33 protein-coding genes and 1 tRNA gene are annotated in these 26,767 nt (G+C 30.3%); 19 read left to right on the top strand and 15 right to left on the bottom strand.

Going from position 1 to position 26,767, the window contains the following annotated elements; all coding sequences use genetic code 11:
- Positions 1 to 52: 52 nt before the first annotated feature.
- Positions 53 to 214, top strand: a complete 162-nt coding sequence (locus tag JJ842_00310) for a hypothetical protein (GenBank protein MBO6970354.1) — start codon at positions 53 to 55, stop codon at positions 212 to 214.
- Positions 215 to 670: 456 nt separating this feature from the next.
- Here JJ842_00310 and JJ842_00305 read toward each other — a convergent pair whose 3' ends face one another.
- The 6 genes from JJ842_00305 to JJ842_00280 form a co-directional block, all read right to left on the bottom strand.
- Positions 671 to 1,261, bottom strand: coding sequence for a DUF4335 domain-containing protein (locus JJ842_00305; protein MBO6970353.1), 591 nt, complete (start codon positions 1,259 to 1,261; stop codon positions 671 to 673).
- Between the two features lies 1 nt (position 1,262).
- Positions 1,263 to 1,745, bottom strand: coding sequence for a DUF3038 domain-containing protein (locus tag JJ842_00300; protein ID MBO6970352.1), 483 nt, complete (start codon positions 1,743 to 1,745; stop codon positions 1,263 to 1,265).
- A gap of 84 nt (positions 1,746 to 1,829) precedes the next feature.
- Positions 1,830 to 2,024: a DUF2949 domain-containing protein gene (locus JJ842_00295; GenBank protein ID MBO6970351.1), complete on the bottom strand. Its 195-nt coding sequence runs from the start codon at positions 2,022 to 2,024 to the stop codon at positions 1,830 to 1,832.
- A gap of 5 nt (positions 2,025 to 2,029) precedes the next feature.
- Positions 2,030 to 3,184, bottom strand: coding sequence for a 2-octaprenyl-6-methoxyphenol 4-monooxygenase (locus JJ842_00290; protein MBO6970350.1), 1,155 nt, complete (start codon positions 3,182 to 3,184; stop codon positions 2,030 to 2,032).
- A gap of 19 nt (positions 3,185 to 3,203) precedes the next feature.
- Entirely contained in the window at positions 3,204 to 3,845 is a 642-nt protein-coding gene (locus JJ842_00285) for a hypothetical protein (GenBank protein ID MBO6970349.1), read from the bottom strand.
- Position 3,846: 1 nt separating this feature from the next.
- Complete coding sequence (locus tag JJ842_00280) at positions 3,847 to 4,695, bottom strand: 4-hydroxy-tetrahydrodipicolinate reductase (protein ID MBO6970348.1); 849 nt, start codon at positions 4,693 to 4,695, stop codon at positions 3,847 to 3,849.
- Positions 4,696 to 4,797: 102 nt separating this feature from the next.
- Between JJ842_00280 and JJ842_00275 the strand changes: the two genes are divergently transcribed.
- Complete coding sequence (locus JJ842_00275; protein MBO6970347.1) at positions 4,798 to 8,808, top strand: magnesium chelatase subunit H; 4,011 nt, start codon at positions 4,798 to 4,800, stop codon at positions 8,806 to 8,808.
- A gap of 8 nt (positions 8,809 to 8,816) precedes the next feature.
- Here the strand turns inward: JJ842_00275 and folP are convergent, their stop codons facing one another.
- The 3 genes from folP to JJ842_00260 are packed head-to-tail and all read right to left on the bottom strand — an operon-like array spanning position 8,817 to position 10,599.
- Entirely contained in the window at positions 8,817 to 9,662 is an 846-nt protein-coding gene (gene folP, locus JJ842_00270) for a dihydropteroate synthase (GenBank protein ID MBO6970346.1), read from the bottom strand.
- A complete protein-coding gene (locus JJ842_00265) occupies positions 9,646 to 10,371 on the bottom strand; it encodes a triose-phosphate isomerase (protein ID MBO6970345.1) in 726 nt (241 codons plus the stop codon). The genes folP and JJ842_00265 overlap by 17 nt, the downstream gene beginning before the upstream one ends.
- Before the next feature lie 51 nt (positions 10,372 to 10,422).
- Positions 10,423 to 10,599 (bottom strand): RNA-binding S4 domain-containing protein, encoded by a 177-nt coding sequence (locus JJ842_00260; GenBank protein ID MBO6970344.1) that lies wholly within the window; start codon positions 10,597 to 10,599, stop codon positions 10,423 to 10,425.
- 58 nt (positions 10,600 to 10,657) lie between these two features.
- On the opposite strand from JJ842_00260, the gene JJ842_00255 reads away from it, so the two are divergent.
- The gene (locus tag JJ842_00255; protein ID MBO6970343.1) at positions 10,658 to 12,364 is read left to right on the top strand and encodes an ABC transporter ATP-binding protein; all 1,707 of its coding nucleotides are present in this window, start codon (positions 10,658 to 10,660) and stop codon (positions 12,362 to 12,364) included.
- A 30-nt stretch (positions 12,365 to 12,394) separates the two neighbouring features.
- A complete protein-coding gene (locus tag JJ842_00250) occupies positions 12,395 to 12,613 on the top strand; it encodes a hypothetical protein (protein ID MBO6970342.1) in 219 nt (72 codons plus the stop codon).
- A 4-nt stretch (positions 12,614 to 12,617) separates the two neighbouring features.
- Here the strand turns inward: JJ842_00250 and carB are convergent, their stop codons facing one another.
- Positions 12,618 to 15,914 (bottom strand): carbamoyl-phosphate synthase large subunit, encoded by a 3,297-nt coding sequence (gene carB, locus JJ842_00245; protein MBO6970341.1) that lies wholly within the window; start codon positions 15,912 to 15,914, stop codon positions 12,618 to 12,620.
- A gap of 108 nt (positions 15,915 to 16,022) precedes the next feature.
- Between carB and JJ842_00240 the strand changes: the two genes are divergently transcribed.
- The 10 genes from JJ842_00240 (at position 16,023) to JJ842_00195 (ending at position 22,202) form a co-directional block, all read left to right on the top strand.
- Positions 16,023 to 16,661: a DUF3318 domain-containing protein gene (locus JJ842_00240; GenBank protein ID MBO6970340.1), complete on the top strand. Its 639-nt coding sequence runs from the start codon at positions 16,023 to 16,025 to the stop codon at positions 16,659 to 16,661.
- Positions 16,651 to 16,995, top strand: a complete 345-nt coding sequence (gene rsfS, locus JJ842_00235; protein ID MBO6970339.1) for a ribosome silencing factor — start codon at positions 16,651 to 16,653, stop codon at positions 16,993 to 16,995. Before JJ842_00240 ends, rsfS begins: the two co-directional genes overlap by 11 nt.
- Positions 16,996 to 17,005: 10 nt before the next feature.
- Positions 17,006 to 17,500 carry a CGLD27 family protein gene (locus JJ842_00230; GenBank protein MBO6970338.1) on the top strand — a complete coding sequence of 165 codons (495 nt, stop codon included), beginning with the start codon at positions 17,006 to 17,008 and terminating at the stop codon, positions 17,498 to 17,500.
- Positions 17,500 to 18,465 (top strand): asparaginase, encoded by a 966-nt coding sequence (locus JJ842_00225; GenBank protein ID MBO6970337.1) that lies wholly within the window; start codon positions 17,500 to 17,502, stop codon positions 18,463 to 18,465. Before JJ842_00230 ends, JJ842_00225 begins: the two co-directional genes overlap by 1 nt.
- Before the next feature lie 46 nt (positions 18,466 to 18,511).
- A tRNA-Met gene (locus tag JJ842_00220) sits at positions 18,512 to 18,588 on the top strand.
- A 362-nt stretch (positions 18,589 to 18,950) separates the two neighbouring features.
- Complete coding sequence (locus JJ842_00215; protein ID MBO6970336.1) at positions 18,951 to 19,097, top strand: hypothetical protein; 147 nt, start codon at positions 18,951 to 18,953, stop codon at positions 19,095 to 19,097.
- A gap of 69 nt (positions 19,098 to 19,166) precedes the next feature.
- Positions 19,167 to 19,556, top strand: a complete 390-nt coding sequence (locus tag JJ842_00210; protein MBO6970335.1) for a DUF2862 domain-containing protein — start codon at positions 19,167 to 19,169, stop codon at positions 19,554 to 19,556.
- Between the two features lie 75 nt (positions 19,557 to 19,631).
- Positions 19,632 to 20,627, top strand: coding sequence for an ABC transporter ATP-binding protein (locus JJ842_00205; protein ID MBO6970334.1), 996 nt, complete (start codon positions 19,632 to 19,634; stop codon positions 20,625 to 20,627).
- Entirely contained in the window at positions 20,617 to 21,411 is a 795-nt protein-coding gene (locus JJ842_00200) for an ABC-2 family transporter protein (GenBank protein ID MBO6970333.1), read from the top strand. The genes JJ842_00205 and JJ842_00200 overlap by 11 nt, the downstream gene beginning before the upstream one ends.
- Complete coding sequence (locus JJ842_00195; protein MBO6970332.1) at positions 21,408 to 22,202, top strand: ABC-2 family transporter protein; 795 nt, start codon at positions 21,408 to 21,410, stop codon at positions 22,200 to 22,202. Before JJ842_00200 ends, JJ842_00195 begins: the two co-directional genes overlap by 4 nt.
- A 3-nt stretch (positions 22,203 to 22,205) precedes the next feature.
- On the opposite strand, the gene JJ842_00190 is transcribed toward JJ842_00195, so the two are convergent.
- The 3 genes from JJ842_00190 to JJ842_00180 form a co-directional block, all read right to left on the bottom strand.
- Positions 22,206 to 22,472, bottom strand: a complete 267-nt coding sequence (locus JJ842_00190; GenBank protein MBO6970331.1) for a hypothetical protein — start codon at positions 22,470 to 22,472, stop codon at positions 22,206 to 22,208.
- Positions 22,472 to 22,699 (bottom strand): hypothetical protein, encoded by a 228-nt coding sequence (locus tag JJ842_00185; protein ID MBO6970330.1) that lies wholly within the window; start codon positions 22,697 to 22,699, stop codon positions 22,472 to 22,474. The genes JJ842_00190 and JJ842_00185 overlap by 1 nt, the downstream gene beginning before the upstream one ends.
- Positions 22,700 to 23,145: 446 nt before the next feature.
- Positions 23,146 to 23,958, bottom strand: a complete 813-nt coding sequence (locus JJ842_00180) for a sulfite exporter TauE/SafE family protein (GenBank protein MBO6970329.1) — start codon at positions 23,956 to 23,958, stop codon at positions 23,146 to 23,148.
- Positions 23,959 to 24,095: 137 nt separating this feature from the next.
- Between JJ842_00180 and JJ842_00175 the strand changes: the two genes are divergently transcribed.
- Positions 24,096 to 24,437, top strand: coding sequence for an HNH endonuclease (locus tag JJ842_00175; protein ID MBO6970328.1), 342 nt, complete (start codon positions 24,096 to 24,098; stop codon positions 24,435 to 24,437).
- 89 nt (positions 24,438 to 24,526) lie between these two features.
- Here JJ842_00175 and JJ842_00170 read toward each other — a convergent pair whose 3' ends face one another.
- On the bottom strand, positions 24,527 to 24,724 hold the full coding sequence (locus JJ842_00170) for a hypothetical protein (GenBank protein ID MBO6970327.1): 198 nt from the start codon (positions 24,722 to 24,724) through the stop codon (positions 24,527 to 24,529).
- Between the two features lie 9 nt (positions 24,725 to 24,733).
- Entirely contained in the window at positions 24,734 to 25,135 is a 402-nt protein-coding gene (locus JJ842_00165) for a hypothetical protein (GenBank protein MBO6970326.1), read from the bottom strand.
- A gap of 163 nt (positions 25,136 to 25,298) precedes the next feature.
- Here JJ842_00165 and JJ842_00160 point away from each other — a divergent pair, with 163 nt between their 5' ends.
- The 4 genes from JJ842_00160 (at position 25,299) to JJ842_00145 (ending at position 26,766) form a co-directional block, all read left to right on the top strand.
- Entirely contained in the window at positions 25,299 to 25,520 is a 222-nt protein-coding gene (locus tag JJ842_00160; protein ID MBO6970325.1) for a hypothetical protein, read from the top strand.
- A 35-nt stretch (positions 25,521 to 25,555) separates the two neighbouring features.
- The gene (locus JJ842_00155) at positions 25,556 to 25,780 is read left to right on the top strand and encodes a hypothetical protein (protein ID MBO6970324.1); all 225 of its coding nucleotides are present in this window, start codon (positions 25,556 to 25,558) and stop codon (positions 25,778 to 25,780) included.
- 222 nt (positions 25,781 to 26,002) lie between these two features.
- Complete coding sequence (locus tag JJ842_00150) at positions 26,003 to 26,506, top strand: josephin (protein ID MBO6970323.1); 504 nt, start codon at positions 26,003 to 26,005, stop codon at positions 26,504 to 26,506.
- A gap of 74 nt (positions 26,507 to 26,580) precedes the next feature.
- On the top strand, positions 26,581 to 26,766 hold the full coding sequence (locus JJ842_00145; GenBank protein MBO6970322.1) for a hypothetical protein: 186 nt from the start codon (positions 26,581 to 26,583) through the stop codon (positions 26,764 to 26,766).
- Position 26,767 lies beyond the last annotated feature (1 nt).

Below are 26,767 nucleotides of genomic sequence, written 5' to 3'. Positions count from 1 at the left end.
AATTCGCGAAAGAGTTTAATTTCGGTTAGGTTTATTAAAATTTTTCTTGTTCATGGGTGAGTATATAGACGTTGGTATTCAAAGTTCTATCCTTCCTTTATCTTTAATTTTGTCATCCATAGTAATTGGAATTTACGCATTATTGGGACTAGAAACGGAAAATGACGATGATGACTCTGATTCCGGTAGCGGTGGCTTAATGCAACCTATCTGAATTATCTAAAATTTATTTGTTTTGTTTTTCTAATAGATATCCTAAAAATCCTATAAAGAGATCCTATTAATAAAATCAAAGCAGTAAATGAAGAGAGAAAAATAAACAATACTATAAATATGTCAAAAATATTTGAAAAAAGATCAATTATCAATAGAAAAGATCTATTAAAAGCACTAGGCAAATTTTTTAATAGTAAATTTTTATCAGGTATTAAATAAATAATATATATTAATAAAAGACTTAAAATAAACATAAGAGTAGATTCAGTAAATAATCTTTTTTTTGATTTTCTTCTTAAACTTAATTTTTTTTTAAATATATATTTATCAGATTTCATATTCAAATTGGGGATGTTTAAATCTGCCATATACCAAAGTTCAAACAATTAATAATTGTTATGAAAAAGAAATTATCCTAGATTAACGTTTTTGCAATAATGATGCTACAAAGTATTTATTTAAGATTAATAAATTCATTTTTTTCATTATTTTCAAGCGGATTATAAAAATAAATAAAAGTAGAAGAAAATAGAACTAGGGAACAAATTGAGATTAAAGGCGGTAGAAAAAAATTAGTAAATTTAATTTTTTTGATTAATGGAATTTTTACTCTTTTAGGCATATTATTAAAAAAAATAGATTTTTTTATTCTGACTTTTGATGATTCATTTAACTGATCAAAACAGTTGATGATATCTGACAACAACGAATTACCAATCTTTATAATTAACGGTTTTACATCTGGTTTAGAGCTCTTGAGAACAATATTATGTATATGAAGATTGTCTGCTTTTATATCAATCAATTTGGACTCATATAAAGGGTTTTCATTAGTTACTAAAAGATTTGAATAAATATAAAATGCATTCATAATTGGCTCTAGATGGTCAATTTTTCCTTCAATAAGTGGTTTATTGATAATGTTTAATTTCCATTTTGAAATTATAGATATTTGACTTTTACTTTCATTATTGGAAAAATCGGGTAACCCTATGATCTCAAGACTAACTGAAGATTGATGAAATAAAAAAGTATTCTGCAACATATCAAAAACCAAATAAAAAATTCTTTAACTTTTTATTGCCCTCAGAAGAGATACATAATGACAAAGTTAGCAAGGATTTTATGATAATTTCATCATTTTCAGTTTGATTTAAAAGCTTTTTAACTCTCATACTATTTATGTTAAATCTCTCATTAATTAACTCTATAAATCGCTTATGAAAATCACTCCAAACAACTGAATTACTTTTTGGATCCTCTCTAGACTGAAGTATTTCTCTTATGTATGGGTATAAAATTTTTGACATTTCAACGGTAATATTAACAAGGGCTTCAAATTCCTCTAATCTGATATTATTTTTTACATAAGATTTTCTCAAAGGATTATTATTCCTCAGTTTCCAAATAGTAATTTTATTAGGCAAAATTTCATTTAACTTAAGTTGATTAGATAGCGCATAAAGAGACTCCAAACCATTTAAATCAATGGTCTCTAATATTAATAATAGTAAATCAAGCTTCTCTATAGATTGCCGGGATACCTGATTTCCTTTAGTTAAAAGAATAATTGTTTTTATTTAATATTTGACCTGATTATAACAGAATTATAATTACATTTTTTTAAATAAAAATGAATATAACTTATCCAGTTCTTCAATAGTTAGCATTCCATAACTCCACAATAAGATTGGTAATGCAGTCTTATTTTTTATAGATAATTTAAGACCAAGTTCTATAGAAGACTCATCTAAACCTATTTCATCAATTAGGTAAACTATCATATCTTTAGAAACATAATTATTCATAAGTTTTATTTAATTCTGGAATAAATAAGCGATTTGGTCATTTGATTAAGAACTAATTTTCTTATAAAAAAAGAATTATTTAAAAGAAGAAATGAAAGTTTTCTTATTGGAAGTAGAAAAAGATTTCTATTTGCAAAAATCGATATTAAAGAGTCAGTAATTAAAATTGTAAAAATAATATCAAAAATCCTGCTTGAAAAATATTTAAATTTAAAGAACCTAAAATACATTTTAGAAAGAGCAATATTTTTATTAAAAAGATCAAAAATAGTATTAACATCTCGCCAACAACTATTTAAACCCTGACCACCAACAGGATGAAATGTATGGAATGCATCACCAACAAAAACTAATTTTTTAAAATTTAAAACTGGTAAATTTAATGATAATGAGACAGGAAATATGTTTAACTCGCCAATTATTTGATCTATCTTAAATTTATCAGGCAGGATAGTTGATAAATTATCCATCAAAAAATTTTTATCAGAATTTAACCTGTCAATAGACTTTAATGTACTTGAAGTCCAAATTACTTGATATAAGTTTTTTTCTAAAGGTAATAATGCTAGGGGTCCTTCTTTTCTAAAAATTTCGTAAGCGCGCATATCACAATTACCTCTAATAGAAACTTTAAAAGTTAAACAGGACTGATTATAAGATTTTTTTATATCTATGTAATCTTGAAATTTTTTATCAAGAGAGTTGGCACCAGTAGAAAAGAATTGATAATCAAATAATATTTTTTTGTTCAGTAATTTTTGTGGCGTCATAAAAAAAATATTTTCGTGATTATCAATCTCATGAAAAAATATATTCATAAGATCTGAATGTTTTACTACCCAGCCAATATTTCCAGCAGAATATAAATCGTCATCTAAATCATTAATAGTTAAATTAGTTAATGAAGAAGTTAAGCTGTCTGCGATAGAGAGTGAATTAAAGCCAAATAAATATGGTTCTAATTTTTCCCATAGACTAAATTTAATTAAGATTTTTCTGGTTGAGTGAGTAATTGCATAAGTTTTATCCTTATCGATTAATCTATCTTTTGTTAATAAATCAGTTAAAAAAATATTGCAATCAAATTTTGAAAGTGCAATTGAAAGTAATAAACCTGTGGGACCTGATCCAACAATTTTAAAATTGAAATTTTTTTTCATTAGATTATATAAGCATCAACTATCTATTCAGATAAATATAGCAAATTTCCTCAAAAGCTGGTCTTAATAGATAAGGATACTCACCAACCCATAAGTTAATTTCAGGAAGCCAAGCATCGGTCAAATAAAAATCTCTGTCAAAATTACGGTTATCAGATGTTATTAAACATCTAATACTCGAACCCACCCTAATTTGACTATGCTTATTTTCCATAGGAAAACTTAATTTTTCCAAATAACCATCTTCATCTTCTAATTCAAGTACTAACCAAGTCCTTTTGTTTTCGATAACTTCTAATCGACCTTGCCTATTAGATTGCTCTCTTGAACTTTCAATCTTTTCTGTTTTATAGATATCTGATACATAGCCATCAAATATAGAAAAAAATTTATATTTTCTTAATTGCAAATTTTTTCTACTTGATTCAAGAATTGGGCCCCAGATGATATACAAAAAGAAACCTACACATAGGAATAACCAGAAATTATTAGTTTGATCTCCAGTAGAACTAATAATTAATGAGATAAATCCACCAATTGATGAAACTATTACTCTTTGAAGAATTTTTCTCGGATTCCCCAACGCGTACTTAAATTGACTTCCTGTTCCAACTGCAGGAATAAGTTTTGAAATTTGACTTGAATTAATTGGAATTAACATTTTAAAAAATCAATTTTTCAAGTCCATAAACTAAAGTTTCATAATTACCAATTTTATTAATAGCCTGTAAAACTCCTGGCATATATGCCTTTCTATCAATAGTGTCATGCTTAATTGTGTAAGTTTCACCTGGAGATCCCATAATTACCAACTGATGAGCGAGTAATCCTGGTAATCGTACAGAATGTATATTAATTCCTGAATCTCTGAGACCACCCCGTACACCTTTCAATGACTCAGACTCTTTTACTAAATTCTGATTAAATTTCTTTGGATATTCTTCAATCATTTCTGCAGTTTTTATACATGTCCCACTAGGGGAATCAGCTTTTTGATTATGATGCATCTCTATTAATTCAATATTGTCATAAAACCTTGCAGCTACCGATGCCGCCTGCTGAAGAAGAACCATACCTACTGAAAAATTAGGAATTATTGCACAACCAACCGATGCTTTTTGAGCAAAAACAGATAAATCTTGTATTTGCGAAGGGCTTAGACCTGTAGTTCCTACTACTGGTGATACACCATACGCAATAGCTGATCTGGTATTTTCATATACAGAATCAGGATGAGTAAAATCAACTAGCACAGGTTTGATTTTTTCATTTCTATGATTTTGACTAACAGAACATAAAGTTCCTTCAAAATCATTTGAAACAAAAACATCACAATCTTTTACCTTCAATAATTCAGAAATATTTGTACCATTGTTCTTTTCGTTTATGTCGATTGCTGCAACAAGTTCACAATCTGTAGAATTTAATACAGTATTAACAACTTCACTACCCATTCTACCTAAAGCTCCGGATACTAGTACTGGTATGGGTTTTTTGGAATTTTCAATCATTTTTTTAAAAATTTTTTTTTTAAAGGTTGTTACACGCTATTTATATTGCACACAATAACGTCTTTTCATTCGTAGTCTGGTAGAAATACTTAAAGAAAATCAATGTTTACGCAGGTCCGCTCAGCAAACCGCAGAGTATCTCCTGTTGAGGATAACAAACACAAAGTTGTAATAAAAGCAGTTTATGTTGTCCTTGAGCCACAATACCAAAATTCCTTAACAGAAGCTGCAAAGTCAATTAATAATATGAATGGGCCAATAGGTATAGACCTTAGCGGCTATCTTATCGAAGAACTTAGAAATGATAGTAATTTTGAGGATTTTAAAGAAGATATAGCTAATGCAGATATATTCGTTGCTTCTCTAATTTTCATTGAAGACCTTGCTCAAAAAGTTGTTGATGCAGTATCTCCATTTAAGGACAAACTTAAAGCATCAATTGTTTTCCCCTCCATGCCAGAGGTAATGAGATTAAATAAGCTAGGTTCATTTAGTATGGCCCAACTTGGTCAATCTAAAAGTATTATTGGTGATTTAATAAAAAAGAAAAAAGAATCTGATGGAGCAAGTTTCCAAGATTCAATGTTGAAGTTATTAAATACACTACCTTCAATACTTAAATATCTACCAGTAGAAAAAGCTCAAGATGCTAGAACATTTATCCTAAGTTTTCAGTACTGGTTAGGTGGCACCACTGAGAACCTAAAAAACTTCTTGTTAATGATTTCTGAAAAGTACGCTGTTTCAGAAACTATTAAAGATCAAATAGAAGAATTCAAAATTCAAGACCCTGAAACATTCCCAGACTTGGGAATTTGGCATCCTCTTGCTCCTTGCATGTTTGAGAGTCTTAAAGAATATCAAAATTGGGAAAATAACAGGAAAGATATAAATCCTAAAGATGACAAAACCCCAACAATAGGCTTAGTGCTTCAAAGGAGTCATATCGTTACGGGAGATGATGCTCATTACGTTGCTGTTATTCAAGAATTGGAATACAGAGGTGCGAGAGTATTACCTATCTTTTGTGGAGGTCTTGATTTTTCTAAACCAGTTAATGAATTTTATTATGATTCCATAAATAAGGATCAACCTATAGTAGATGGAGTTGTATCTCTAACAGGATTTGCACTAGTTGGTGGTCCAGCAAGACAAGATCATCCAAAAGCTATTGAAGCCCTAAAAAGGTTAAACAGACCCTATATGGTTGCACTTCCCTTAGTTTTCCAAACCACACAAGAATGGGAAGATAGTGACCTAGGTTTACACCCTGTTCAGGTAGCACTACAGATTGCAATTCCAGAGCTTGATGGTGCTATTGAACCTATTATTCTCTCAGGTCGTGATGATGCTACAGGTAAGGCGCATACTCTCCAAGATCGAGTTGATGTAATAGCTGAAAGAGCAATAAAATGGTCAACTTTAAGAGTTAAACAAAGAAAGGATAAAAAATTAGCCATCACAGTATTTAGTTTTCCACCTGACAAAGGAAATGTTGGTACGGCAGCATACTTGAATGTTTTTGGTTCAATTTATAGAGTACTTCTTGAAATGAAATCAAAAGGATATCAAATAGATGAACTTCCAAGTAATTCAAAAGAATTAATGGAAAAAGTAATCAACAACCCTGAAGCGTTGGATGGCTCTCCAGAGTTAAATATTGCTCATAAGATGTCAGTAAAAGAATACGAAGAGTTCACACCATATTCTCAAAGACTTGAAGAGAATTGGGGTAAACCTCCTGGAAACCTCAATAGTGACGGACAAAACCTTCTTATTTATGGAAAACATTTTGGAAATGTTTTTATAGGTGTTCAACCCACATTCGGTTATGAAGGTGATCCAATGAGGTTACTTTATTCAAGAAGTGCTAGTCCTCATCATGGTTTTGCCGCTTATTACACCTATGTAGAAAAAATCTGGGGAGCTGATGCTGTTCTTCATTTTGGAACTCATGGATCACTTGAATTTATGCCTGGTAAACAGATGGGCATGAGTGAAACTTGCTATCCTGATTCTCTCATTGGATCATTGCCTAATTTGTATTACTATGCTGCGAATAATCCATCTGAAGCAACAATTGCGAAGAGAAGAGGATATGCTTCAACTATTAGTTATCTGACTCCTCCAGCGGAAAATGCAGGACTTTACAAAGGACTTAAAGAACTAAGTGAACTCGTTGGTTCTTATCAACAATTAAGAGAAAATAGCAGGGGTATTCAAATTGTTAATGCAATAGTTGAGACTTCTAAACAATGTAATCTTGACAAAGATGTTGAGCTCCCTTCAAAAGATATAGAAGAACTCTCAATAGATGAAAGAGATTTATTTGTTGGGAATGTCTATAAACAGTTGATGGAAATTGAAAGTAGATTATTACCTTGCGGTCTTCATACTATTGGAGAAGCCCCAACAGCAGAAGAAGCTGTTGCAACACTTGTAAATATTGCATCATTAGAGAGAGAGCAAGAGGGATTAAGATCTCTTCCTGGATTGCTAGCTGAATCCATGGGACTAACTATTGAACAAATTTATGATGGTAATAATAAAGGTGAACTTAAATTTGTAGAGCTAAATGAAAAAATCATAAAGACAGCAAGAGAGTCTATTTTTGCGATGGTCAACTCTTTAAAAATTGTTGATGGCAGAGTTTATTTAGAAAAATCACTTCTTTCCAAATTGTTTGACTTTCTTAAAGTATTTGGTTTTAATTTACCTACCCCTTGGCTAAGGGTCTGCAACTTAAATGGATTTAATGAAGTTAACCAGAAGGAATTAAATAAATTATTTGATTACTTACTTTTCTGTTTAGAACAGGTCTGTGCTGATAAAGAAATGGATAGCCTCATTAAAGCATTAGATGGAAATTATGTTTTACCTGGACCAGGTGGAGACCCTATAAGAAATCCAGGTGTTTTACCCAGTGGTAAAAATATCCATGCACTTGATCCACAATCAATCCCCACTACAGCAGCTGTAGCTGCTGCAAAGTCAGTTGTTGACAAATTAATAGAAAGACAAAAAGAAGAGCAAGGAACTTGGCCTGAAACAATTGCTTGTGTTTTATGGGGTACTGATAACATCAAAACTTATGGAGAATCACTTGCTCAAATCTTATGGTTTGTCGGTGTAAAACCAAAGCCAGATTCTGTTGGAAGAATCAACAAATTAGAATTAATCCCTTTAGAAGAATTAGGTAGGCCAAGAATAGATGTAGTCGTTAACTGCTCAGGAGTTTTTAGAGATCTATTTATAAATCAGATGGCATTAATAGATCAGGCGGTCAAATTAGCTGCTGAGGCTGATGAACCATTGGAATCTAATTTTGTAAGGAAACATTCACTAGAACAAGCAGAAAAAGAAGGTACCTCTATCAGAGAAGCTTCAGCGAGAGTATTCTCTAACGCGAGTGGAAGCTACAGTTCAAATGTTAATTTAGCTGTAGAAAATTCAACTTGGGAGGAAGAAAATGAATTACAAGAAATGTATTTATCACGCAAAACATATGCTTTTAATGCTGATAATCCAGGCGAGATGAATCAAAAAAGAGAGGTATTTGAGTCAGTAATGAAAACAGCAGATGTTACATTTCAAAACCTTGATTCCTCAGAGATTTCACTAACAGATGTAAGTCATTATTTTGATTCCGATCCAACAAAATTGATTAAGACACTTAGAGATGACGGAAAAGAACCAAGTAGCTATATAGCAGACACTACTACCTCCAATGCTCAAGTTAGAACACTTGGAGAAACTATCAGGTTAGACTCAAGGACAAAACTTTTAAATCCTAAGTGGTATGAAGGTATGCTTAAATCTGGTTATGAAGGAGTTAGAGAACTTTCTAACAGACTTAATTACACTCTTGGTTGGAGTGCGACAAGTGGTCAAGTAGATAATTTTGTATATGAAGAAACTAATGAAACATTTATAAATGACGAAGAGATGAGGAAAAGATTAATGGATCTTAATCCTAATAGTTTCAGAAGAATTGTTGGAACTTTGCTAGAAGTTAATGGTAGGGGATATTGGGAAACTTCAGATGAGAATATTGAACAGTTGAAAGAACTATACCAAGAGGTAGAAGATAAAATCGAAGGAGTTAAAGAATAATAAATTTATTATTTTCTGTAAATCTTATCAGCTACTTTCAGGATTTGATAATTTAGTTTGACGTTATGAACCCTCACAATGTCAATATTAAATTGAGAACAAAGACAACTTATTGCAAGTGTTCCTATATCTCTTTCTTTGGGATTTTTCTCATTCAAAATTTCTCCTATAAATCTTTTCCTAGATGCACCTATCAAAATTGGCAAATTCCATTTTTTAAATACATCTAAGTTTCTCAAGATTTCCAAATTATGAATGATATCCTTTGAAAAACCAATTCCAGGATCCACTATTATATTTCTTTCAGATATATTTTTTTCTAAAGCATTTTTTATTAAATTATCAAGCGAGCACTTAACATCACTCAATACATTCTGGTAATTAGAGAGTTGATTCATATTTTGACTATTACCACGACTATGAGTTATGACAAATGGACAGTTGAATTTTGATACAACATCCAAAATTTTTATATCTCTTCTTCCTCCCGTGACATCATTAATCCAGTTAGCACCATTTAAAAGAGCTTCGTAAGCCACTTCAGAATTAAAAGTATCAATAGAAATTAAAACATCTGGAAATTCAGATTTTATTAATTTTAGATATGGGATCAATCTTTTTATTTCTTTATTAGATCCAACTTCTTCAGCTCCAGGTCTCGTACTTTGAGCACCAAGATCAATAACATCAACACCATTGCTCAAGAAATGGCCTACTTGATCTATAACTTTTTTTGAGGAGTTTAATTCCCCACCATCACTAAATGAATCAGGAGTTAAATTAATAACTCCCATAATTGAAGTTTTTTGGCCCCACCCTTTTGGCCATGGATTTTTCTTATTGATAATTTGCAATTCTCGCGAAACTATTCGGATCTAATGAAGCCCCTCCAACTAACACCCCATCTATATCACTCATTGACATGATTTCGTCAATATTATTAGGTTTAACAGATCCACCATATTGAATAATTACATCATCAAAACCTATTAATTTCCTAATCAAAGAACATATCTTATTAGCGTCTTCTGCCTCACATGTTTTACCAGTGCCAATAGCCCATATTGGTTCATAGGCAACAATTAAATTAGATGGATCTGTATTTTCTAATCCTTGTTCAACCTGTCTAGTAATAACTCTAACAGCTTCTCCTCTCTCTCTTTGTTCTAGTGTTTCTCCTACACAAACTATTGGAGTAAGTCCACTAGATTGAGCAAAAACTGCTCTTTTATTAATTTGTTCATCACTTTCACTAAAATATTTCCTTGGTTCACTATGTCCAACGATTGCATATGAGACACCATGCTCAAGAAGCATTTTTGGAGATATTTCTGCAGTAAATGCCCCTTGATCTTCCCAATGAATATTTTGACTAGAAATATCTAAATATTCAAAATCAGAATGATCCGAAAAGGTTGAAATAGCTGTAAAAGGTGGAGCAATAACAATTTTACGGTCGTCTTTAATGTTTTTTATTAAGGGAATAAACTTTTCTAAATAGGATTTAGCCTCAGCACAAGTCATGTGCATTTTCCAATTACCAGCAATTACAGATTTTCTCAAAATACTATCTCCAAGAAAAATATACTAATACAAAGTGAGTTGAATAAGTTACTATTCAAAAATTAATTCATTTTTTAGAAATATTACTTTATCTCCCTTGTTTAACTTCCTTCCTCTCCTAGTTTCAATTAGACCATTAACCTTAACAGAACCCGATTTAATAAAAATTTTTGCTTCGCCACCAGAAGATGCCAAATTTTTCCATTTTAAGAATTGATCCAATTTCATTGTTTTTTATACCCAAAGATATTGATAAAGTAGGATTAATAATTAAATATATAATAACTTGAGACTAATACCACCGGTCAGACCATATTCAAATAGGTTTATCAAGGGTTTTGTATGCATGCTTATTTACGTAGCTTGTTGGCCTTTATTAGCTTATTTAGCTGGAAACTTAATCCCAGCAATTGGGTCAGGTGATCTTTCAAAGGTTTCTAGCATAATAATTAAGTCTTTATTTGTATTTTTAGTTCAGAAAACTGCTCAATTTGGACAGGATGTATTCATAGCAAAACCATCTTTAGAAATTAGTGAAGTGATGAGAGGAAATTTATTTAGAAGAATACAAAAAATAAAGATGAATTCCGTTGAAAATATTTCAGCCGGAGACATTACATATAGACTTACAGAAGATGCAGACAGGGTAAGCGAAGTTATTTATAAAACAGCTCAAGATACTATTCCATGCACTTTACAGTTGTTAGCGGTAATAATCTATATGTTTTATTTAGACTGGTCACTATCAGTATCAACATTCGTTTTAGCACCATTGATTATTCTTTCAGTTAACAGTTTTGGAAGAAGAGTTTTAATAGCATCCGAAAAAAGTCAGGAATCAACAAGTAATTTAGCAGGATTAATAGGTGAATCTATAAATGGAATGTCCACCATAAGAGCCTTTGCTGCAGAAAATTGGATTGAGAAAAGATTTTATAAAAGATTAAGTACAAATAAAAAAGCAAAATATAAAACATTAAAACTACTTGCATTTCAACATCCAGTAGTAGGATTTGTTGAAGCATTTGGAATATTAGCAATATTAGGTTTTGGAGCCGCAAGAATAAATCTAGGCCTTCTAACAAGCGAAGAATTTAGTAGTTTTTTTGCAGCAATATTAATGCTTATTGATCCAATAAGCCATGTAAGTACAAATTTTAATGACTATAAACAGGCAGAAGCCTCAATAAAAAGGTTGAAAAATATTAATCAAGAACCTTTCGAAGATGACAAAGAAAATTTACGAAGAATATCCAATTGTGAAGGAAAGATAAGTTTCAAGAAAGTAAATTTCGCTTACGAAAAAGATAATCAAGTACTTAAAAATATCAATTTAGAAATTAAAAGAGGGGAAGTCACAGCATTTGTTGGAGCTTCTGGAGCTGGTAAAAGTACAATGTTGGCTTTGATATTAAAGTTTATAACTCCAAATAATGGAGACATTTTTATAGATGATAAAAATCTCAAAATATTAAATACAAAAGATATTAGAAAAAACATTGCTTTAGTACAACAACAGCCTTTTTTGTTTTCAGGAACAATTATTGATGTAATAAGAATGGGCAGAAATTTCACCAAAGAAGAGGTTATAGAATCAGCAAGAAAAGCAAACGCTCACAACTTCATTCAAAAGCTTCCTGAGAAATATGAAACTGAAATAACTGAAAGAGGATCAAATTTCTCAGGTGGTCAGATACAAAGGATAGCAATTGCAAGAGCAATACTTGGGAACCCTTCAATTCTCCTTTTAGATGAGGCCACAAGTGCGTTAGATGCAGAATCAGAATCTGAAGTACAAAAAGGACTTAATAGAGCTATGAAAGATAGAACAGTTATCGTAATTGCTCATAGATTAGCCACTACTCAAGAGGCCAATAAAATAGTAGTTTTCGATAAAGGTGAAATTATTGAAGTTGGGAAACACATTGATTTAATAAATAAACCTGGAATTTATAAAGAATTATGTGAAAAACAGCTGATTAAAAAATTATAGTTCTATTTTATTTATTAAAAAAGTAAATCCATGAGCGAAAACACAAATGATTCTGCAAATCCAGTTTTAACCTTTGAAGGAAAAAAATATTTAATAAATGAACTTTCTAATGAAATAAAAGAATCTATAAAAGTACTACAAATAGCGGAGACACAACTTAAGATGCATCAAGATACTCTCAAATTACTTTCAATTAGTCGAAACTCTCTAGTTAATCAATTAAGAGAAAAACTAAAAAACTTAGAATAAAATTTTAATAATTATGGATTTCTTGTAAAGAGTAAGTATTAATCTTATTGCATTGCAAAGCTTTGATCGCCTTAATGGCTGCATTTGCTCCAGGAATAGTTGTAAAAGTTGGAATATTATATTCTAAAGCGGCACGTCTTAAATAAGCATCATCATGAAGAGCCTGTGAGCCAATTGGAGTATTAATTATTAATTGAACAAGTCCCGAACGAATTAGGTCCTCAATATTTGGTCTTCCTTCATGCACTTTTAGAACTTCTTCAACTTGAATTCCTAAATTCACCAAATATGAAGCTGTACCTTTTGTTGCGATTAATTTAAATCCTAAATTCAAAAGTTCTCTAGCAACTTCCTCAAGATTTTTTTTATCTAAATCATTTGTAGATAAAAAAGCAACGCCTTCTGAAGGGACACCATTACCTGCTGCTAATTCCGACTTCGCATAAGCAATTCCAAAATCTTTAGCTAAACCCATTACTTCTCCAGTAGATCTCATTTCAGGACCAAGTAATGTATCAGACCCAGGAAATCTTTTAAAAGGTAAAACGGCCTCTTTTACTGCCTGATATTTTGGAGAAAATTCTTCTGTGAAATTAAGATCTTCTAATGTAAAACCTTGCATTAACTGAGTAGCTAATTTTGCAACTGGTTTACCTATGGCTTTTGAAACAAATGGAACTGTCCTGGATGCTCTAGGATTTGCTTCGAGAATAAATAATTTATTTTCTTTATTATTTGCATTTACTACTGCAAATTGCAAATTAATTAAACCAACAACATTTAATCTTTGTGCAATTAATTTAGTCCAGTTCCTTACATTGTCTATTGTTGATTTTGAAAGAGAAATGGATGGTAAGCAACAGGCTGAATCTCCTGAATGAATTCCTGCAGGTTCCACATGTTCCATTAGGCCAGCAATTACAACGGAACCCTCTGAATCACATAAAGCATCAACATCTATCTCGATTGCATTATTCAAATATTGATCAAGAAGAATTGGATGATCAGGTGATACCTTAACTGCTTCAGAAATGTATCTCGATAATTCATTCTCATCTTTAACAATTTCCATTGCCCTTCCACCTAAAACATATGAAGGTCTTACAACCAAGGGGAACCCTATATTTTTTGCTACTATTTCTGCTTCATTTTGATTACGTGCAATACCGTTTAAAGGTTGTCTAATACTTAATTCTTCAAGAATTTTTGTAAATTCCTCTCTATCTTCTGCTAAATCGATAGATATTGGAGAAGTCCCAAGAATTTTTGATCCAGTTCTGATCCCATCATTAGATTTAAGCCATTCAAATAAAGGCAAAGATAATTTCAGTGGAGTTTGACCTCCAAATTGAACAATCAAACCATAAGGATTTTCAGCTTCTATTATGTTAAGCACATCCTCCAAAGTTACAGGCTCAAAATATAAAATATCGCTAGTATCATAATCCGTTGATACAGTTTCAGGATTACTATTAACCATTATTGTTTTATAACCATTTGTAGAAGCTTGATATGATGCATGACAACAACAATAATCAAATTCTATTCCCTGACCAATTCTGTTTGGACCTCCTCCTAAAATCATAATTTTTTTTGATTTACTTTTTTCTGAAATCTCGCTATCAAAAATTTGAGAATTAAAATTAATGAAAGATTCTTCGTAAGTTGAATAATGATAGGGAGTTGAGGATGAGAATTCTGCTGAACAAGTGTCAACGGTTTTATAAATTGGATTTATATTAAGTTTTTTTCTATATCTTCTTACTTCAAAAAACTCAGAATTAGTTAACTTTGCAATCTGTTGATCTGAAAAGCCTAATTGTTTAGCATGTAACATCAAATCCCTATCTAGAGTATAAAGTTCCTTATCTTTCAAAAAATCATTTTCAAAATTAAAGATATTACGTAATTTTTCGATAAACCATAAATCTATATTAGTCACCTTTTGAATGTAAGAATTAGTTTTTCCAAGTTCCATAGCTTTTTTAACTATGAGAATTCTTTCAGATGTAGGGTTTCTTAAACTATTTAATAAGTCGTTCTCGCTCTCAAAATCATCTAATGCATCAGATTCCCATCCATAAATACCAAGTTCTAAGGACCTCAATGCTTTCTGAAAAGATTCTTCAAAAGACCGACCAATTGCCATTGACTCTCCCACAGATTTCATTGCAGTGCTTAAAGTATTTGAAGAGCCTTTAAACTTTTCAAAAGCAAACCTAGGAATTTTGGTAACAATGTAATCAATAGACGGCTCAAAACATGCAGGTGTTTTTTGTGTAATGTCATTAACAATTTCATCAAGTGTATAGCCAACAGATAATAAAGCTGCAATCTTAGCTATGGGAAATCCAGTTGCTTTACTTGCCAAAGCAGATGACCTACTCACACGTGGATTCATTTCTATGACAATTACTTCCCCATTATCTGGATTTATTGCAAATTGAATATTACTCCCTCCAGTTTCAACTCCCACCTCTCTAATAATTTTCAAGGATAAGTCTCTCAATCTCTGATACTCCTTATCTGTTAAGGTCTGTGCAGGAGCTACAGTAATAGAATCTCCAGTGTGAACACCCATTGGATCTAAATTCTCAATACTGCAGACTATTACTACGTTATCTGCAGTATCTCTCATGACCTCTAATTCAAATTCTTTCCATCCGATAAGTGATTTTTCAACCAATATTTGATTAGTAGGACTTGCATCTAAACCTGTTTTGCACAATTCGACGAATTCTTCAAGGTTATATGCAATTCCACCTCCTACACCACCCAAAGTAAATGCTGGCCTAATAATGAGAGGATAGGAATTAATTTTTTTTGAGACATCTTTTGCTTCAGTCAAATTAGATGCTATCCCAGATGGGCATACATTTACATTTATTTTTTCCATCGATTCCTTAAACAATCTTCTATCTTCTGCTTTATTAATAGCTCTTAAATCAGCACCAATTAATTCAACATTATTTTTAATCAAAAATTCTGACTCTGATAATTTAACAGCTAGATTCAATGCAGTTTGACCTCCCATTGTGGGAAGAATCGCATCAGGTTTTTCTCTTAAAATAATTTGTGAAACGATTTCTGGAGTTAATGGTTCAATATATGTTTTATTTGCAATCTCAGGATCAGTCATTATTGATGCAGGATTTGAATTAATCAAGATTATTTCATAACCAGCCTTTCTTAAAGCTTTACAAGCTTGAGTTCCAGAATAATCAAATTCGCAAGCTTGTCCTATTACAATCGGGCCTGAACCTAAAATAAGAATTTTTTTAAGATCACCTCTTTGAGGCATAATATAAAACCTATGTTTATTTCATGCTACTTATAAATCATCAGATGTTAATCAAGTTACTTGAAAAGCAACATTTGTTTCTATAGTATTGAAAGAAATTAATTTTTTATGAGCGAACTTCAGCGACTTAAAAGTTTGTTGCCTCCAGAGAATGAAAGTTGGGTATTTATTGAAGCTGCGGCTGCAATTGATCCTCCATTAATAACCCTTGAGGAAATTGGTCGTGATGAAGTAGAAATACAAATAGATCTAGATGAATGGGATAACTTTGCTATTGACCATAGAAATTTATTGTTTTGGCACGAGGTTGGAAAAATACAGAATGACGCAATTCCCAGAGATGGATGGGAAATGGCGGCTCTAGCTATAGGCCTAGGTGGAGCGATAGGAGAGTTGTGGGTGCAAGATGGATTACTTTTATTACTAGCGCTTGGCTTATCAAGTTTTGCAGGTTATAGATTGTATATAAAGAATAATTCTGAAAAAAAACTACAAGATGCGATCTTTGCAGATGAAAGAGCTATAGATCTTGCTTGTAGATTTGGATACAGCATCCCAAATGCTTATAAGAGTCTTGGAGGAGCGTTAAAAGAGCTCATTGAGAAGACACGAAAAAAGAAAAAAAGAAGCTTCTTTGAGGATAGACTAGATGCTTTAAGAAAAAGTGCTGAAAAAGCCAGATCAGAATTATCGCAACAAGAAGGTTCAGAAAAATCAGTCTCTAGCGAAAATGTTTATGGACAATAAACGTTTGGTTCTTATTGCCGCCAGAGCTTGTGACGAAAAAAAAGCTAAAGATATAAAGCTTATAAAAATTGACAAGGTCTCTTTCATTAGTGAATGGATATTAATTGCTGAGGGCCTATCTGATGTACAGGTTAGATCCATAACAAATTCTGTTGAGGGAGAGTTGAGAGAGAAGGCTAAAGTTGAACCATTAAGAAAGGAAGGAGTAAGCGAAGCGAAATGGGCTTTACTTGATTATGGTGATTTGATTGTAAATATTTTTCAACCAGACGTAAGAAAATATTATGATCTTGAATCATTCTGGAGTAATGGGGATAATCTTTCATTTCCATAATTATCTTTTTATGAACGAATCAAAATGTCCTGTCCCTAAGGAGCAACAACCAACGAATGAATTCATAGAATTATCAAAATCTAAAATTTTTTCTTGGCCAAAAACAAAAAAATCATTAATTCTTGTATTGATTAAGTTCTGGATAGGCTCGTTTTTACTGTTTCTTGTTATTTCTTCAGGAAGTGTATATTTCAAAACATCCACTTTAAGATATTTTCTTTTAAGTTTGTTTAGTAGCTTATCTATACCTCTCTTAATATCTTTAAGACTTTATCTTGGTTGGAATCATATATTTAAAAGATTAACTTCTGAAAAAGTTGAATACGAAGAATCTGGCTGGTACGACGGGCAAATATGGATAAAGCCATTAGTTTTAAAAGAAAAAGAAGCACTTATTGCCTCAATTGAGGTAAAACCTATTTTAAAAAATTTAATTCAAGTTTTTTCTATTATTTCAGTATTGGCTTTAACAGGAATTTTGTTTTTTCAATATAATATTTTTTAATGAGTTCAAACTTTAAAAACCTTTACACATCAAACAATCCTCCCTTGCAAGCTACCCTAATGAGAGGATCAAATATTGAGTCGATCCACAAGATTCACGCTGTTATTACTGATAAAAAAGGTAGGGTTTTAATGTGCGCTGGAAATCCTGAATATAAAAGCTTTATAAGGTCAGCATTAAAACCTTTCCAAGCAATACCTTTTGTTAGTAGTGGTGCTTCATCAAAAATAAATAATGCTTCAAAATCAATTGCATTATCATGCGGTTCACATAGTGGATCAAAAATACATTCAAGGGAAGCATTCAAAATTTTATGGGAATATGACATTGACATTAATAATCTTAAATGTCCAAAATCAAAGACAAGTCCACTAGAACATAATTGTTCTGGCAAACATGCTGCTTTTTTAGCTACATGCAAAAAAATGAATTGGCCATTAGATAGTTATCTAAAGGGTGATCATCCTCTTCAAATAGAAATATTCAGAATTGTTTCCGAATTACTTGAAATCCCGTTATCTGAAATAAATGCAGAACGTGATGATTGTGGAGCTCCTACTCTTTATTTAAAACTTATCGAAATGTCTAAGTTATATTCTCTTCTTAGCAGTTCTGAAAATGCCGAATTAGAGCAAATCAGTAGAGCCATGACAACCAATCCAATTATGATAAGTGATAATAATAAATTTGATACAGAAATAATTAAGGCTTCTCATGGACAAGTTATAGGTAAAGGTGGCGCTGAGGGAATACAGTGCCTGTGCAAGATAAATGAAGGCATAGGATTGGCTTTAAAAGTAGAAGATGGTTCAAAAAGAGCTAAACACGCTGTGAGTCTCCACTTGCTAAAACAGTTAGAGTGGATATCTGACTTAAGAATTCAAGACATTGAAGAAAAAGTGTTTAATTTCTCTGAAGGAGTTCGAATGGAAGTTAAAGGTCAATTAAAATTCCAAGAATCCTAAAGATTTTAGAAAAAACAACCCTTTCAGATGTATGCTGTATATATACCGCGGGGTAGAGCAGTCTGGTAGCTCGTCGGGCTCATAACCCGAAGGTCGGAAGTTCAAATCTCCCCCCCGCCACCATTTAAAAACGGCCATTTAGGCTGTTTTTTTTTGTATTTCCAAAGATTTATAGATAAAAAAAAACGAAAGGATTTATTTAAGCGAAAAAGGGACTTTAAAATCTTTTTAGAGATCCTTTTGCATGGAGAATTTAAAATCAACTCTAACTATTAAACCTATAAGGATGAATAGTATTCCAATATAAGAATTTAAAGATAAATCCAAAGTATTTAATTAGGTTTCTTAAACAAATCCTAGCTCATAAATCACTTCTTATAAATAACCTAGCAAAAAGAATATTAAAAAGTTCAGTACTTTGTCACTATTCCTGATTGAAAAGTAAGTTATTAAGTTAGAGTGGCTTCTATTTAATTTAGAAATTCATGCAGAATTTATTACAGCGTGATCTAGGTTCAATTTTGTTGTCAATGGCTATCATTTTGGGATGGTTAGGTTTGTTTTTTGTCTTCTTGAGAGTATTTGCAATTATAATTAAAAGAATCCTTGAAGCATTATTCAAGGAATCTTAATTAATGAAATAATCAATAAGTTAGTATTAATCTCGTAATTTTTGTATCAGTAGGTATAATGACTTAAAAATGTCAATTTTAGATAAGGCTAAAATAGGAAACTCTGTCCAAATAAATTTAGATCTATCCAAAGATAGACTCACAAAAGAAATTATTGATGCTGTGAATGTTTCATCAGTTGCTAAAATTAGTGACTTTAGAATTACCGATGGTAAAGGTATCGGAGTAGTCTTACAATTATCTGATGGGAAAGAACAATGGTTTTTTGAAGATGAAATAGATCTCCTTGACGAAAACGGTAATGTAATAAGAAATTATAATTATAAAAAGGGGAACTATGATATTGTCTTTAATCCTTTAAAAGAGCTACAGTATGAAAACAAAAATCAGGTAAGGGAATTACTTAATCCAATTAACTTTTTTCTTTGGCTAATTGCATCTTTTAAAGATATTTTTTAAATCACAAAAATTTATCTTTAGAATAAATTAGTAAATAAATAAATTGAATAAATTTTATAGATTATCAAAACGGAAATGGTTAAGAATATTATTGATGTAAAAAATTTGTCTAAGTCATTTGATGTTTCTTCTAAAGAACCTGGCTTAAAAGGTACATTTAAACATTTTTTCAGAAGGCAAACAAAAAGTTTGAAAGTCATTAAAAATATAAGCTTTGAAATCAAAGAAGGAGAAATAATAGGTTTTCTAGGCGCAAATGGAGCCGGGAAAACAACAATTCTAAAGATACTTTGTGGATTAATTTATCCTAGTGATGGTTCAATTTTCGTTTCTGGGTACTTACCTTACAGAAGAAAAGAAACTTTTTTAAAGAATATCACCTTAATAATGGGTCAAAAGCAACAACTTATTTGGGATCTTCCACCAATTGAATCTTTTTATTTAAATGCATCGATATATGACATAGATAAGTTCGAAGCAAAAAAAAGAATAAAAAAATTATCAGATATGCTTGAAATTGACAAGGAATTATACATACCTGTTAGAAAACTATCTCTGGGTCAACGTATGAAATCTGAATTACTTGCAGCTTTGATACATGAACCAAATATATTATTTTTAGACGAGCCTACACTTGGTTTAGATATTAATGCACAGAGAAATCTAAGAAAATTTCTTCAAAAATATAATGAGGATACTAATGCAACGATCTGCCTGACGAGTCATTATATGAAAGACATTACTTCGTTATGCAAGAGGGTAATATGTGTTCACAACGGATCCATCTCTTATGACGGAAAACTTGATCTATTATTAAAAAAACTTTGTCCTGTGAAAGAAATACTTATAGTTTTTCGCTCAGAAGAAGAAGCTATTCAATTAGAAAAATCAGGTTTTATTGTTAAAAACAGATCAAATAACGAAATTACACTCAAAGTTGAAAATAATTGCATAACATCTGCACTCAAAACAATACTAAATAATTTTGATGTTGAAGACTTTTATATAAATGAACCTCCTATTGATGAAATTATTGGAAAAATATTAAATAAAAAAGATTATGATATCTAATCTGATTAATCGCAAAATAGTCACGTTACTAAAGGTTCAATATTCAAATATGTTGGAATATAGGATAGAAATTGCATTATGGGCGATTTCAGGAATAATTCCTTTTTTCATGTTAAACATATGGACAAGCAATAACCTTAACGAATCCATAAATATTAGTGATATTATGCTTTCTAGGTATTTCTTGTGTGCTTTTTTTGTAAGGCAATTTTCTGTTGTTTGGGTTGTTTTTAGTTTTGAAGAAGACTCTCTTATGGGAAAAATATCTCCGTATCTAATCCAACCTTTAAATCCATTTTTCAGATATTTTGCACAACATCTTGCGGAGCAAATAACAAGATTTCCTTTCGCACTAATAATCGCATTATTCTTTTTTATATTTAACCCAGAAAGCATATGGATTCCAAATTTAGTTATTTTTTTCCTGTCTGCAATATCGACTTTCTTGTCCTTTTTGATTCAATTTTTAATTCAGTCAGTTGTTGCATGTCTTTGTTTCTGGACAGAAAAAGCATCATCAATAGAAAGATTACTATTTATTCCAACTTTATTTCTATCAGGTCTTTTAGCACCTGTAGTCTCGTTTCCCGATCATGTTAAATCTTGGATTTATTTAACCCCTTTTCCATACCTAATAGATTTCCCAGCAAACTTACTTTCAGGAAATGAAACTAATATTATTAGAGGCTTTAGCATGCAAATCATATGGATTTTATTACTTTTCCCAGCATTTAAAAAAATATGGTCTGTAGGAACTAAAAAATATACTGCTATGGGATCATGAATCTAAAAAAATATTTAAAAGTTTATACAAAATTTTTACACACCTCTTTTGCTTCTGAGCTGGAATATAAGGCTAATATTTTAATTGATTTTTTTACGGCTATTTTAAGTTTAATAGGTAGTATTTTTTTATTAACTATTTTCTTTCAAAATAATGGAATTATTGGAGGCTGGGAATTTAAACAGGCATTGATAATACAGGCTATTTACACAATATTAAATGGGATAACTAATACTTGGTTCAATCCAAATCTTACAGAAATAGTTAAACACATAAGAGAAGGGACTTTAGATTTTGTACTTTTAAAACCTATTGATAGTCAATTTTATATCTCCTTAAAAAAAATAAACCCATCAGGCTTCTTAGAAATAATACTTGGATTATGCCTTTTATTGTACTGCGGAAGAATTAATCAGATAAATTTCAATTTTAGTTTTATTACTTTATCTTTAATTACTATAATCTGTTCTATTTGTATTTTATATAGCTTATGGTTTTTTATTTCTACAACTACTATTTGGTTTGTTAAAACATGGAATGCGACAGAAGTATTAAGGTCATTCCTTTATATAGGAAGATTTCCACTTAGTTCATTTTCATTTTCTCTAAGAATATTTTTTAGTGTGATTATCCCTATTGCATTTATAACTACAATTCCATCTGAAGTTTTCCTGGATCAATCTCAATTATGGCAAATATTGCTTGAAGGAATTGTTGCTACTGTATTTATTTTTACTTCAAGAAAGTTCTGGTTGTTTGCATTAAGATTCTACTCATCAGCTTCGAGCTAAATATTATTTAATAATCTCCCTACAAAAATCCCAAATATTCTGTTTACTTTTGAGATTAGAAAGTCTTGATATTCTTTTAAAATTTGATTTAGATTTTTCAACAGATAAAAGCTTACAACTGCTTTCAATTTGATAATCTCTAGAAATAGTTCCCAATTTTAATGCAATATCACAGAAGATAACAATAAATATAATTACAGAAACAGTTTTGAAAAAATTTGAAAATGACTTTTCATAATCTTTATTTTCAGTTTTTAATTCAAATTTCATTATTTAATTATATGTTGTGGGCACTTAATTGCAGCAATAGCAACTGCTGTAACTTTAAAATTATCTGATTTTTCTATAACCCTTTTTACTTCCAATGATCCAAATTTATTGCTTGCATCACTATAAGAAAGAAGTAAAGATTTATAATTATCATGACCTAAGTCTCTATATACACAAAAATTATCTCCAACATAGTTCAAAAGAGTTATTAATGTTAATTCAATCATTAAGGCTTTTTAACTAACAAACTTCTTATGAATGATACAATGCATGAAATTTTTAACAAGTTAAATTACTAAAACACTTGAAATCTCGAAATAAGAAATTTTTCAAAGAGTCTTAACAATTATAAAATTATTTAAAAATTAGCTGACTAAAATCAATAAGAATTCCTAAACACTACCTGTAGTGCTTATAGCTTAATTAATTACCGCTACAGATAGGGGCTTGCAATTTTTTAGAAATTGGTTTAAAAATAAGGTTCCCCATCACCTGGCCTCACATTTGTGAGGTCTTTTTTTTACTTTTTTAAAATTTTTAACTAAAAGTACTATCTAATACGACGATTAATTGTCTAAAAACTAATATTTAAAAAATTGAATTTATCTTTATTAACTGCAACAACAGCTTTTGGTATGATCTTGACAACAACAGTATTAGTATTTTCAATAAACTAAAGGAAATTTATCAAAGATTTAACAATTAAACTAACACCAACAGAAAGACACACTAATGTAAAAGTTTTTTTAACTAATATATTTCCTTTTAATTTTGATAAATGAGCTCCCAAATACCCACCAGTAAAAGAACCAATTATTAATAATATCAGTAAATTTAAAGAAAGTGATCCAATTTTGCTTAATAAAAATGCTCCAGTAAGATTCCAAAAAATTCCAACAGTAAAAAAAGTCAGACTAATAGCACGAAGAAAATCCACTCCAAAAGTTTTTATCAAAAGTATTGTTACGATAAGTCCTGTACCTGAGGAAATAGAACCATTCAAAACTCCTATGAGGGAAATAAAAATTAAAAATCTAATCTTTTGAATTAAATTAAGATTATTATTACGAGAAGATAAACCTAAATCTGGTTTAAGTAACGAGTAAAAACCCAATAATATTGAGAATAATCCCAAAAAAAAGTATAAATATTGTTCTGATATAAATTTAACGATAGAGGCCCCTGCAATTACTCCTGGTATACCAAAAATTAAAATTAACCGAATAATATAAATATCATTTTTTAGAGATTTATAATTTCTTAATGAACCACCTATTCCTAATGCTACTGTTGCTAATTTATGACTAGCCAGTGCCTGATAATATGGAACGCCAGATAATATTAAAGCTGGCAATTGTAATAAACCTGCCCCACCTCCGGAAATTGCTGAAAAAGTATTAGAAAAAAAAGAGATGAAAAATATAGAGATACTTTTATATAAAGAATGATCAAAGTTATCTATTGGATCAACTAATAAATAAAGCATAAAATCAAAATCTTAATATTCTTGATAATTTTTTTTCTAATTTTAAGAAGATAAAAAAGGCTTTCAGTGCCTTCTCTTGCTTTTTTTATTCAATATTGAAAAAAAACTGTTATTATCAAAAAAATATCAAGAATTTTATGCATAAACAAGATGCAATTTACCTTGATCAGCTATGTCCAAAGATAAGTAATAAAAGTTGGAGAGAGTCACTTCACAAACTCACTAAATATAAATGTATTTATTGCGGTAAACCATCAGAATCACTTGATCACCTGCATCCAAGGTCGAAAGGGGGCGAAAGCAGTACAAGTAATTGTGTGCCATGTTGCTTATCATGTAATGGTCAAAAGTCTGATTCTGAAGTTCTTAGTTGGTACAGGAAACAAAACTTTTATGACCCTAGAAGGTCTATGGCGATTAGAGCTTGGTTTAATGATGATTTAAGACTAGCTTCAGTTCTATTAAACTACATAAATTAAGAATTAATTGAAACTTCTAATATTTATTCCTTATGTAAGTGAACCTCTAATAATACTTTTGAGTTTATGATAACAAGACTTAATTAAATTTAATAGATTATCTTGTTTCCTTCGTATTTATAGTTATTACTATTGAGAATTGAAATATTAGAATAATCATCCTTCCACATTATTGGCGAATCGATGACCCTTCTCTCGGGAGACCTTACAGAAAAAATTAATCCAAATACAAAAAGAATTGTAATTAGAATTATAGTCATCACTAATTTGTCTGAAATATTATTCATGGAGTTAAATTATCTAGAAAAATTTTTGTCAGGAGTGGTTTTTTCGTAAATTTCTAGAAAGTATGATTTAAAATAATCAACCCCTTCCTTTCCAATTAATCCAAATGACCTACCACAATCATTTACAACTCTCAATGAAATTTGAGTTGATAAGTCATCTTTTTCAATCCATTTTTTTTGAGGATTATAAGAAAAAGAAATGATATTTTCTGTTTTTACAATAGCAGATTTCATTGCTTCATCTTTAGAAAAACCATTTTGGATAGCTTTACAATATTTTCGAGAAAAATTATTCGAGATTCTATTTTGGAGTAAAGATACACTAGGATCAGACTTTTCAAATGCAATTGCTAAGGGAGGTTTTAACAGATAAATTGTAATGAAAAATAAACTAAAAAAGAAATTTAACAATAGCCGGTATTTAATTCTAATAAATAATATATTAGTTTTTTTGTTGTTTTTTCAAATCAGACTAATAATTATTAAATGAAGAATTAAATTTCAATTTATTAAAAATTTATAGTATTGCAATATGTTCAGCAATAATATCAGAAGTTTAAATGAAATCCCAAATATGTACGAATCATTGATGACTCTGTTATTTTTCCCTGAATGGACTAATGGATTACCTTCTGACTTCTTATTACTGCATTTTTTCGTTGGTGCAGTGATTTTTCCATTTAATATGATACATGCTAAAGCGAGAAAGATTGACGCTCAGAATCCTCAGGAGGCAGCTAACGGGTATAAGAATTCTGACTCTTCAACTTTCTTTGGTTACGAAGAAATTAAATAGACTTCAGTAAAGCTTTTTAAGGAATCAATTTATTGATGATAATCTCCCTGAATTCTGCCTTAGATCTTAAAATTTTTAGTCCTAGTGAGCCTTTAGGGATATTTATCCTATTATTGGGACTAATTTTTTCTGGTATGATTTTTTATATTATTTATGCTGTAAGTACTAATAAAGAATCACTAGAAGATAAGAAAATAAGAACGAAAAAGGAAACTATACAAAAAGAAAGGATAGGAAAATTGTTTCCTAAGAAAAAATAAATTTAATTGCTTTATTACTATAAAGATATTTATTTATATTATTGATTATTAAATCAGTAGGATCTAAAAACATTAGTTTTAGCTCTTTTAAATCAAACATTTTCAAAATTCCAATATAACAACAAAATTTTTTTTACGAGAACTTCATATTGTTAATTGAATAGCTAAATTATTTTCATATAAAGCAAAAAATGTTAAAAATGGAAAAAATAATTTGAAATCTTGGAGAATTCTCCTCAATATCTATTTCTTGCTAGTGGAGTGAATAATGGCGAAGGGTTTTGGATTGTGGGAATAAAAAATTGCGATGAAAATATCCTTGAAGATAAAAATCTTTTAGATTGCCATAGAAAAGAATTAATAGGTAATGAATCAGCAAGAGATATTCTTTTAGCTATTAATTTAAACGTAAATAATTTATTAAATGAACTAAGAAAGAAAAATTATTTAATTGCAAGACCTTCAATAGGGATTCCATTTGATATTCCTTTAGAAATCTTGGAAAATATTTTTGATTTTTGGTTAGATATTTATAAAAATCATGAAGCCTGGGAAGTTTGTTTAGGACTTCTTAATGTAAGAAAAAGGATTCCTCTAAAACACCTAATTGAAAGCGAAATCTTAAAGGGAAACTCTAAAAAATGGGCTATAAAAATAGAAACATTACACACTTATGTTCCTTCTTCGCTTAAAAATGAAAAATTAAATGACCCAATGTGGGAATAATTTTATCTTTAAATACAAAAAATATTTACTTCGTTGGACATTTAAGTAAAAATAAAATAACTAATAATTTAAAAATGAATAAACCATATTCTTTTAGTATCGATCAAATGAACGGGATAGTTGAGGATACATACGCCAATATAATAAATGAATGTGAAAATTTAAAAAAAAATACTAATTGTCCAAATGAGCAAGTATTAGCACTTTTAAGTGTAATTGCCTCAAATTACGCTACTAAAACAGAAAAAAAAGAAAATTAAG

Source organism: Prochlorococcus marinus CUG1433, assembly GCA_017644425.1.
Taxonomy (GTDB): Bacteria; Cyanobacteriota; Cyanobacteriia; order PCC-6307; family Cyanobiaceae; genus Prochlorococcus_A; species Prochlorococcus_A marinus_U.
Note: the sequence above shows the minus strand (reverse complement) of the source record. Positions and strands in the feature narration are given on the sequence as shown.

What these genes read in the sequence shown, in the direction of transcription:
- JJ842_00275 (MBO6970347.1), top strand. Translation starts at nt 4,798, where the DNA reads ATGTTTACGCAGGTCCGCTCAGCAAACCGCAGAGTATCTCCTGTTGAG.
- JJ842_00260 (MBO6970344.1), bottom strand. Translation starts at nt 10,599, where the DNA reads ATGAAATTGGATCAATTCTTAAAATGGAAAAATTTGGCATCTTCTGGT.
- JJ842_00240 (MBO6970340.1), top strand. Translation starts at nt 16,023, where the DNA reads ATGAGCGAACTTCAGCGACTTAAAAGTTTGTTGCCTCCAGAGAATGAA.
- JJ842_00195 (MBO6970332.1), top strand. Translation starts at nt 21,408, where the DNA reads ATGAATCTAAAAAAATATTTAAAAGTTTATACAAAATTTTTACACACC.
- JJ842_00250 (MBO6970342.1), top strand. Translation starts at nt 12,395, where the DNA reads ATGAGCGAAAACACAAATGATTCTGCAAATCCAGTTTTAACCTTTGAA.
- JJ842_00230 (MBO6970338.1), top strand. Translation starts at nt 17,006, where the DNA reads ATGAACGAATCAAAATGTCCTGTCCCTAAGGAGCAACAACCAACGAAT.
- JJ842_00295 (MBO6970351.1), bottom strand. Translation starts at nt 2,024, where the DNA reads ATGAATAATTATGTTTCTAAAGATATGATAGTTTACCTAATTGATGAA.
- JJ842_00280 (MBO6970348.1), bottom strand. Translation starts at nt 4,695, where the DNA reads ATGATTGAAAATTCCAAAAAACCCATACCAGTACTAGTATCCGGAGCT.
- carB (MBO6970341.1), bottom strand. Translation starts at nt 15,914, where the DNA reads ATGCCTCAAAGAGGTGATCTTAAAAAAATTCTTATTTTAGGTTCAGGC.
- JJ842_00200 (MBO6970333.1), top strand. Translation starts at nt 20,617, where the DNA reads ATGATATCTAATCTGATTAATCGCAAAATAGTCACGTTACTAAAGGTT.
- JJ842_00190 (MBO6970331.1), bottom strand. Translation starts at nt 22,472, where the DNA reads ATGAAATTTGAATTAAAAACTGAAAATAAAGATTATGAAAAGTCATTT.
- JJ842_00180 (MBO6970329.1), bottom strand. Translation starts at nt 23,958, where the DNA reads ATGCTTTATTTATTAGTTGATCCAATAGATAACTTTGATCATTCTTTA.
- JJ842_00210 (MBO6970335.1), top strand. Translation starts at nt 19,167, where the DNA reads ATGTCAATTTTAGATAAGGCTAAAATAGGAAACTCTGTCCAAATAAAT.
- JJ842_00215 (MBO6970336.1), top strand. Translation starts at nt 18,951, where the DNA reads ATGCAGAATTTATTACAGCGTGATCTAGGTTCAATTTTGTTGTCAATG.
- JJ842_00205 (MBO6970334.1), top strand. Translation starts at nt 19,632, where the DNA reads ATGGTTAAGAATATTATTGATGTAAAAAATTTGTCTAAGTCATTTGAT.
- JJ842_00175 (MBO6970328.1), top strand. Translation starts at nt 24,096, where the DNA reads ATGCATAAACAAGATGCAATTTACCTTGATCAGCTATGTCCAAAGATA.
- JJ842_00305 (MBO6970353.1), bottom strand. Translation starts at nt 1,261, where the DNA reads ATGTTGCAGAATACTTTTTTATTTCATCAATCTTCAGTTAGTCTTGAG.
- JJ842_00160 (MBO6970325.1), top strand. Translation starts at nt 25,299, where the DNA reads ATGTACGAATCATTGATGACTCTGTTATTTTTCCCTGAATGGACTAAT.
- JJ842_00290 (MBO6970350.1), bottom strand. Translation starts at nt 3,184, where the DNA reads ATGAAAAAAAATTTCAATTTTAAAATTGTTGGATCAGGTCCCACAGGT.
- JJ842_00170 (MBO6970327.1), bottom strand. Translation starts at nt 24,724, where the DNA reads ATGAATAATATTTCAGACAAATTAGTGATGACTATAATTCTAATTACA.
- JJ842_00185 (MBO6970330.1), bottom strand. Translation starts at nt 22,699, where the DNA reads ATGATTGAATTAACATTAATAACTCTTTTGAACTATGTTGGAGATAAT.
- rsfS (MBO6970339.1), top strand. Translation starts at nt 16,651, where the DNA reads ATGGACAATAAACGTTTGGTTCTTATTGCCGCCAGAGCTTGTGACGAA.
- JJ842_00285 (MBO6970349.1), bottom strand. Translation starts at nt 3,845, where the DNA reads ATGTTAATTCCAATTAATTCAAGTCAAATTTCAAAACTTATTCCTGCA.
- JJ842_00155 (MBO6970324.1), top strand. Translation starts at nt 25,556, where the DNA reads ATGATAATCTCCCTGAATTCTGCCTTAGATCTTAAAATTTTTAGTCCT.
- JJ842_00310 (MBO6970354.1), top strand. Translation starts at nt 53, where the DNA reads ATGGGTGAGTATATAGACGTTGGTATTCAAAGTTCTATCCTTCCTTTA.
- JJ842_00225 (MBO6970337.1), top strand. Translation starts at nt 17,500, where the DNA reads ATGAGTTCAAACTTTAAAAACCTTTACACATCAAACAATCCTCCCTTG.
- JJ842_00145 (MBO6970322.1), top strand. Translation starts at nt 26,581, where the DNA reads ATGAATAAACCATATTCTTTTAGTATCGATCAAATGAACGGGATAGTT.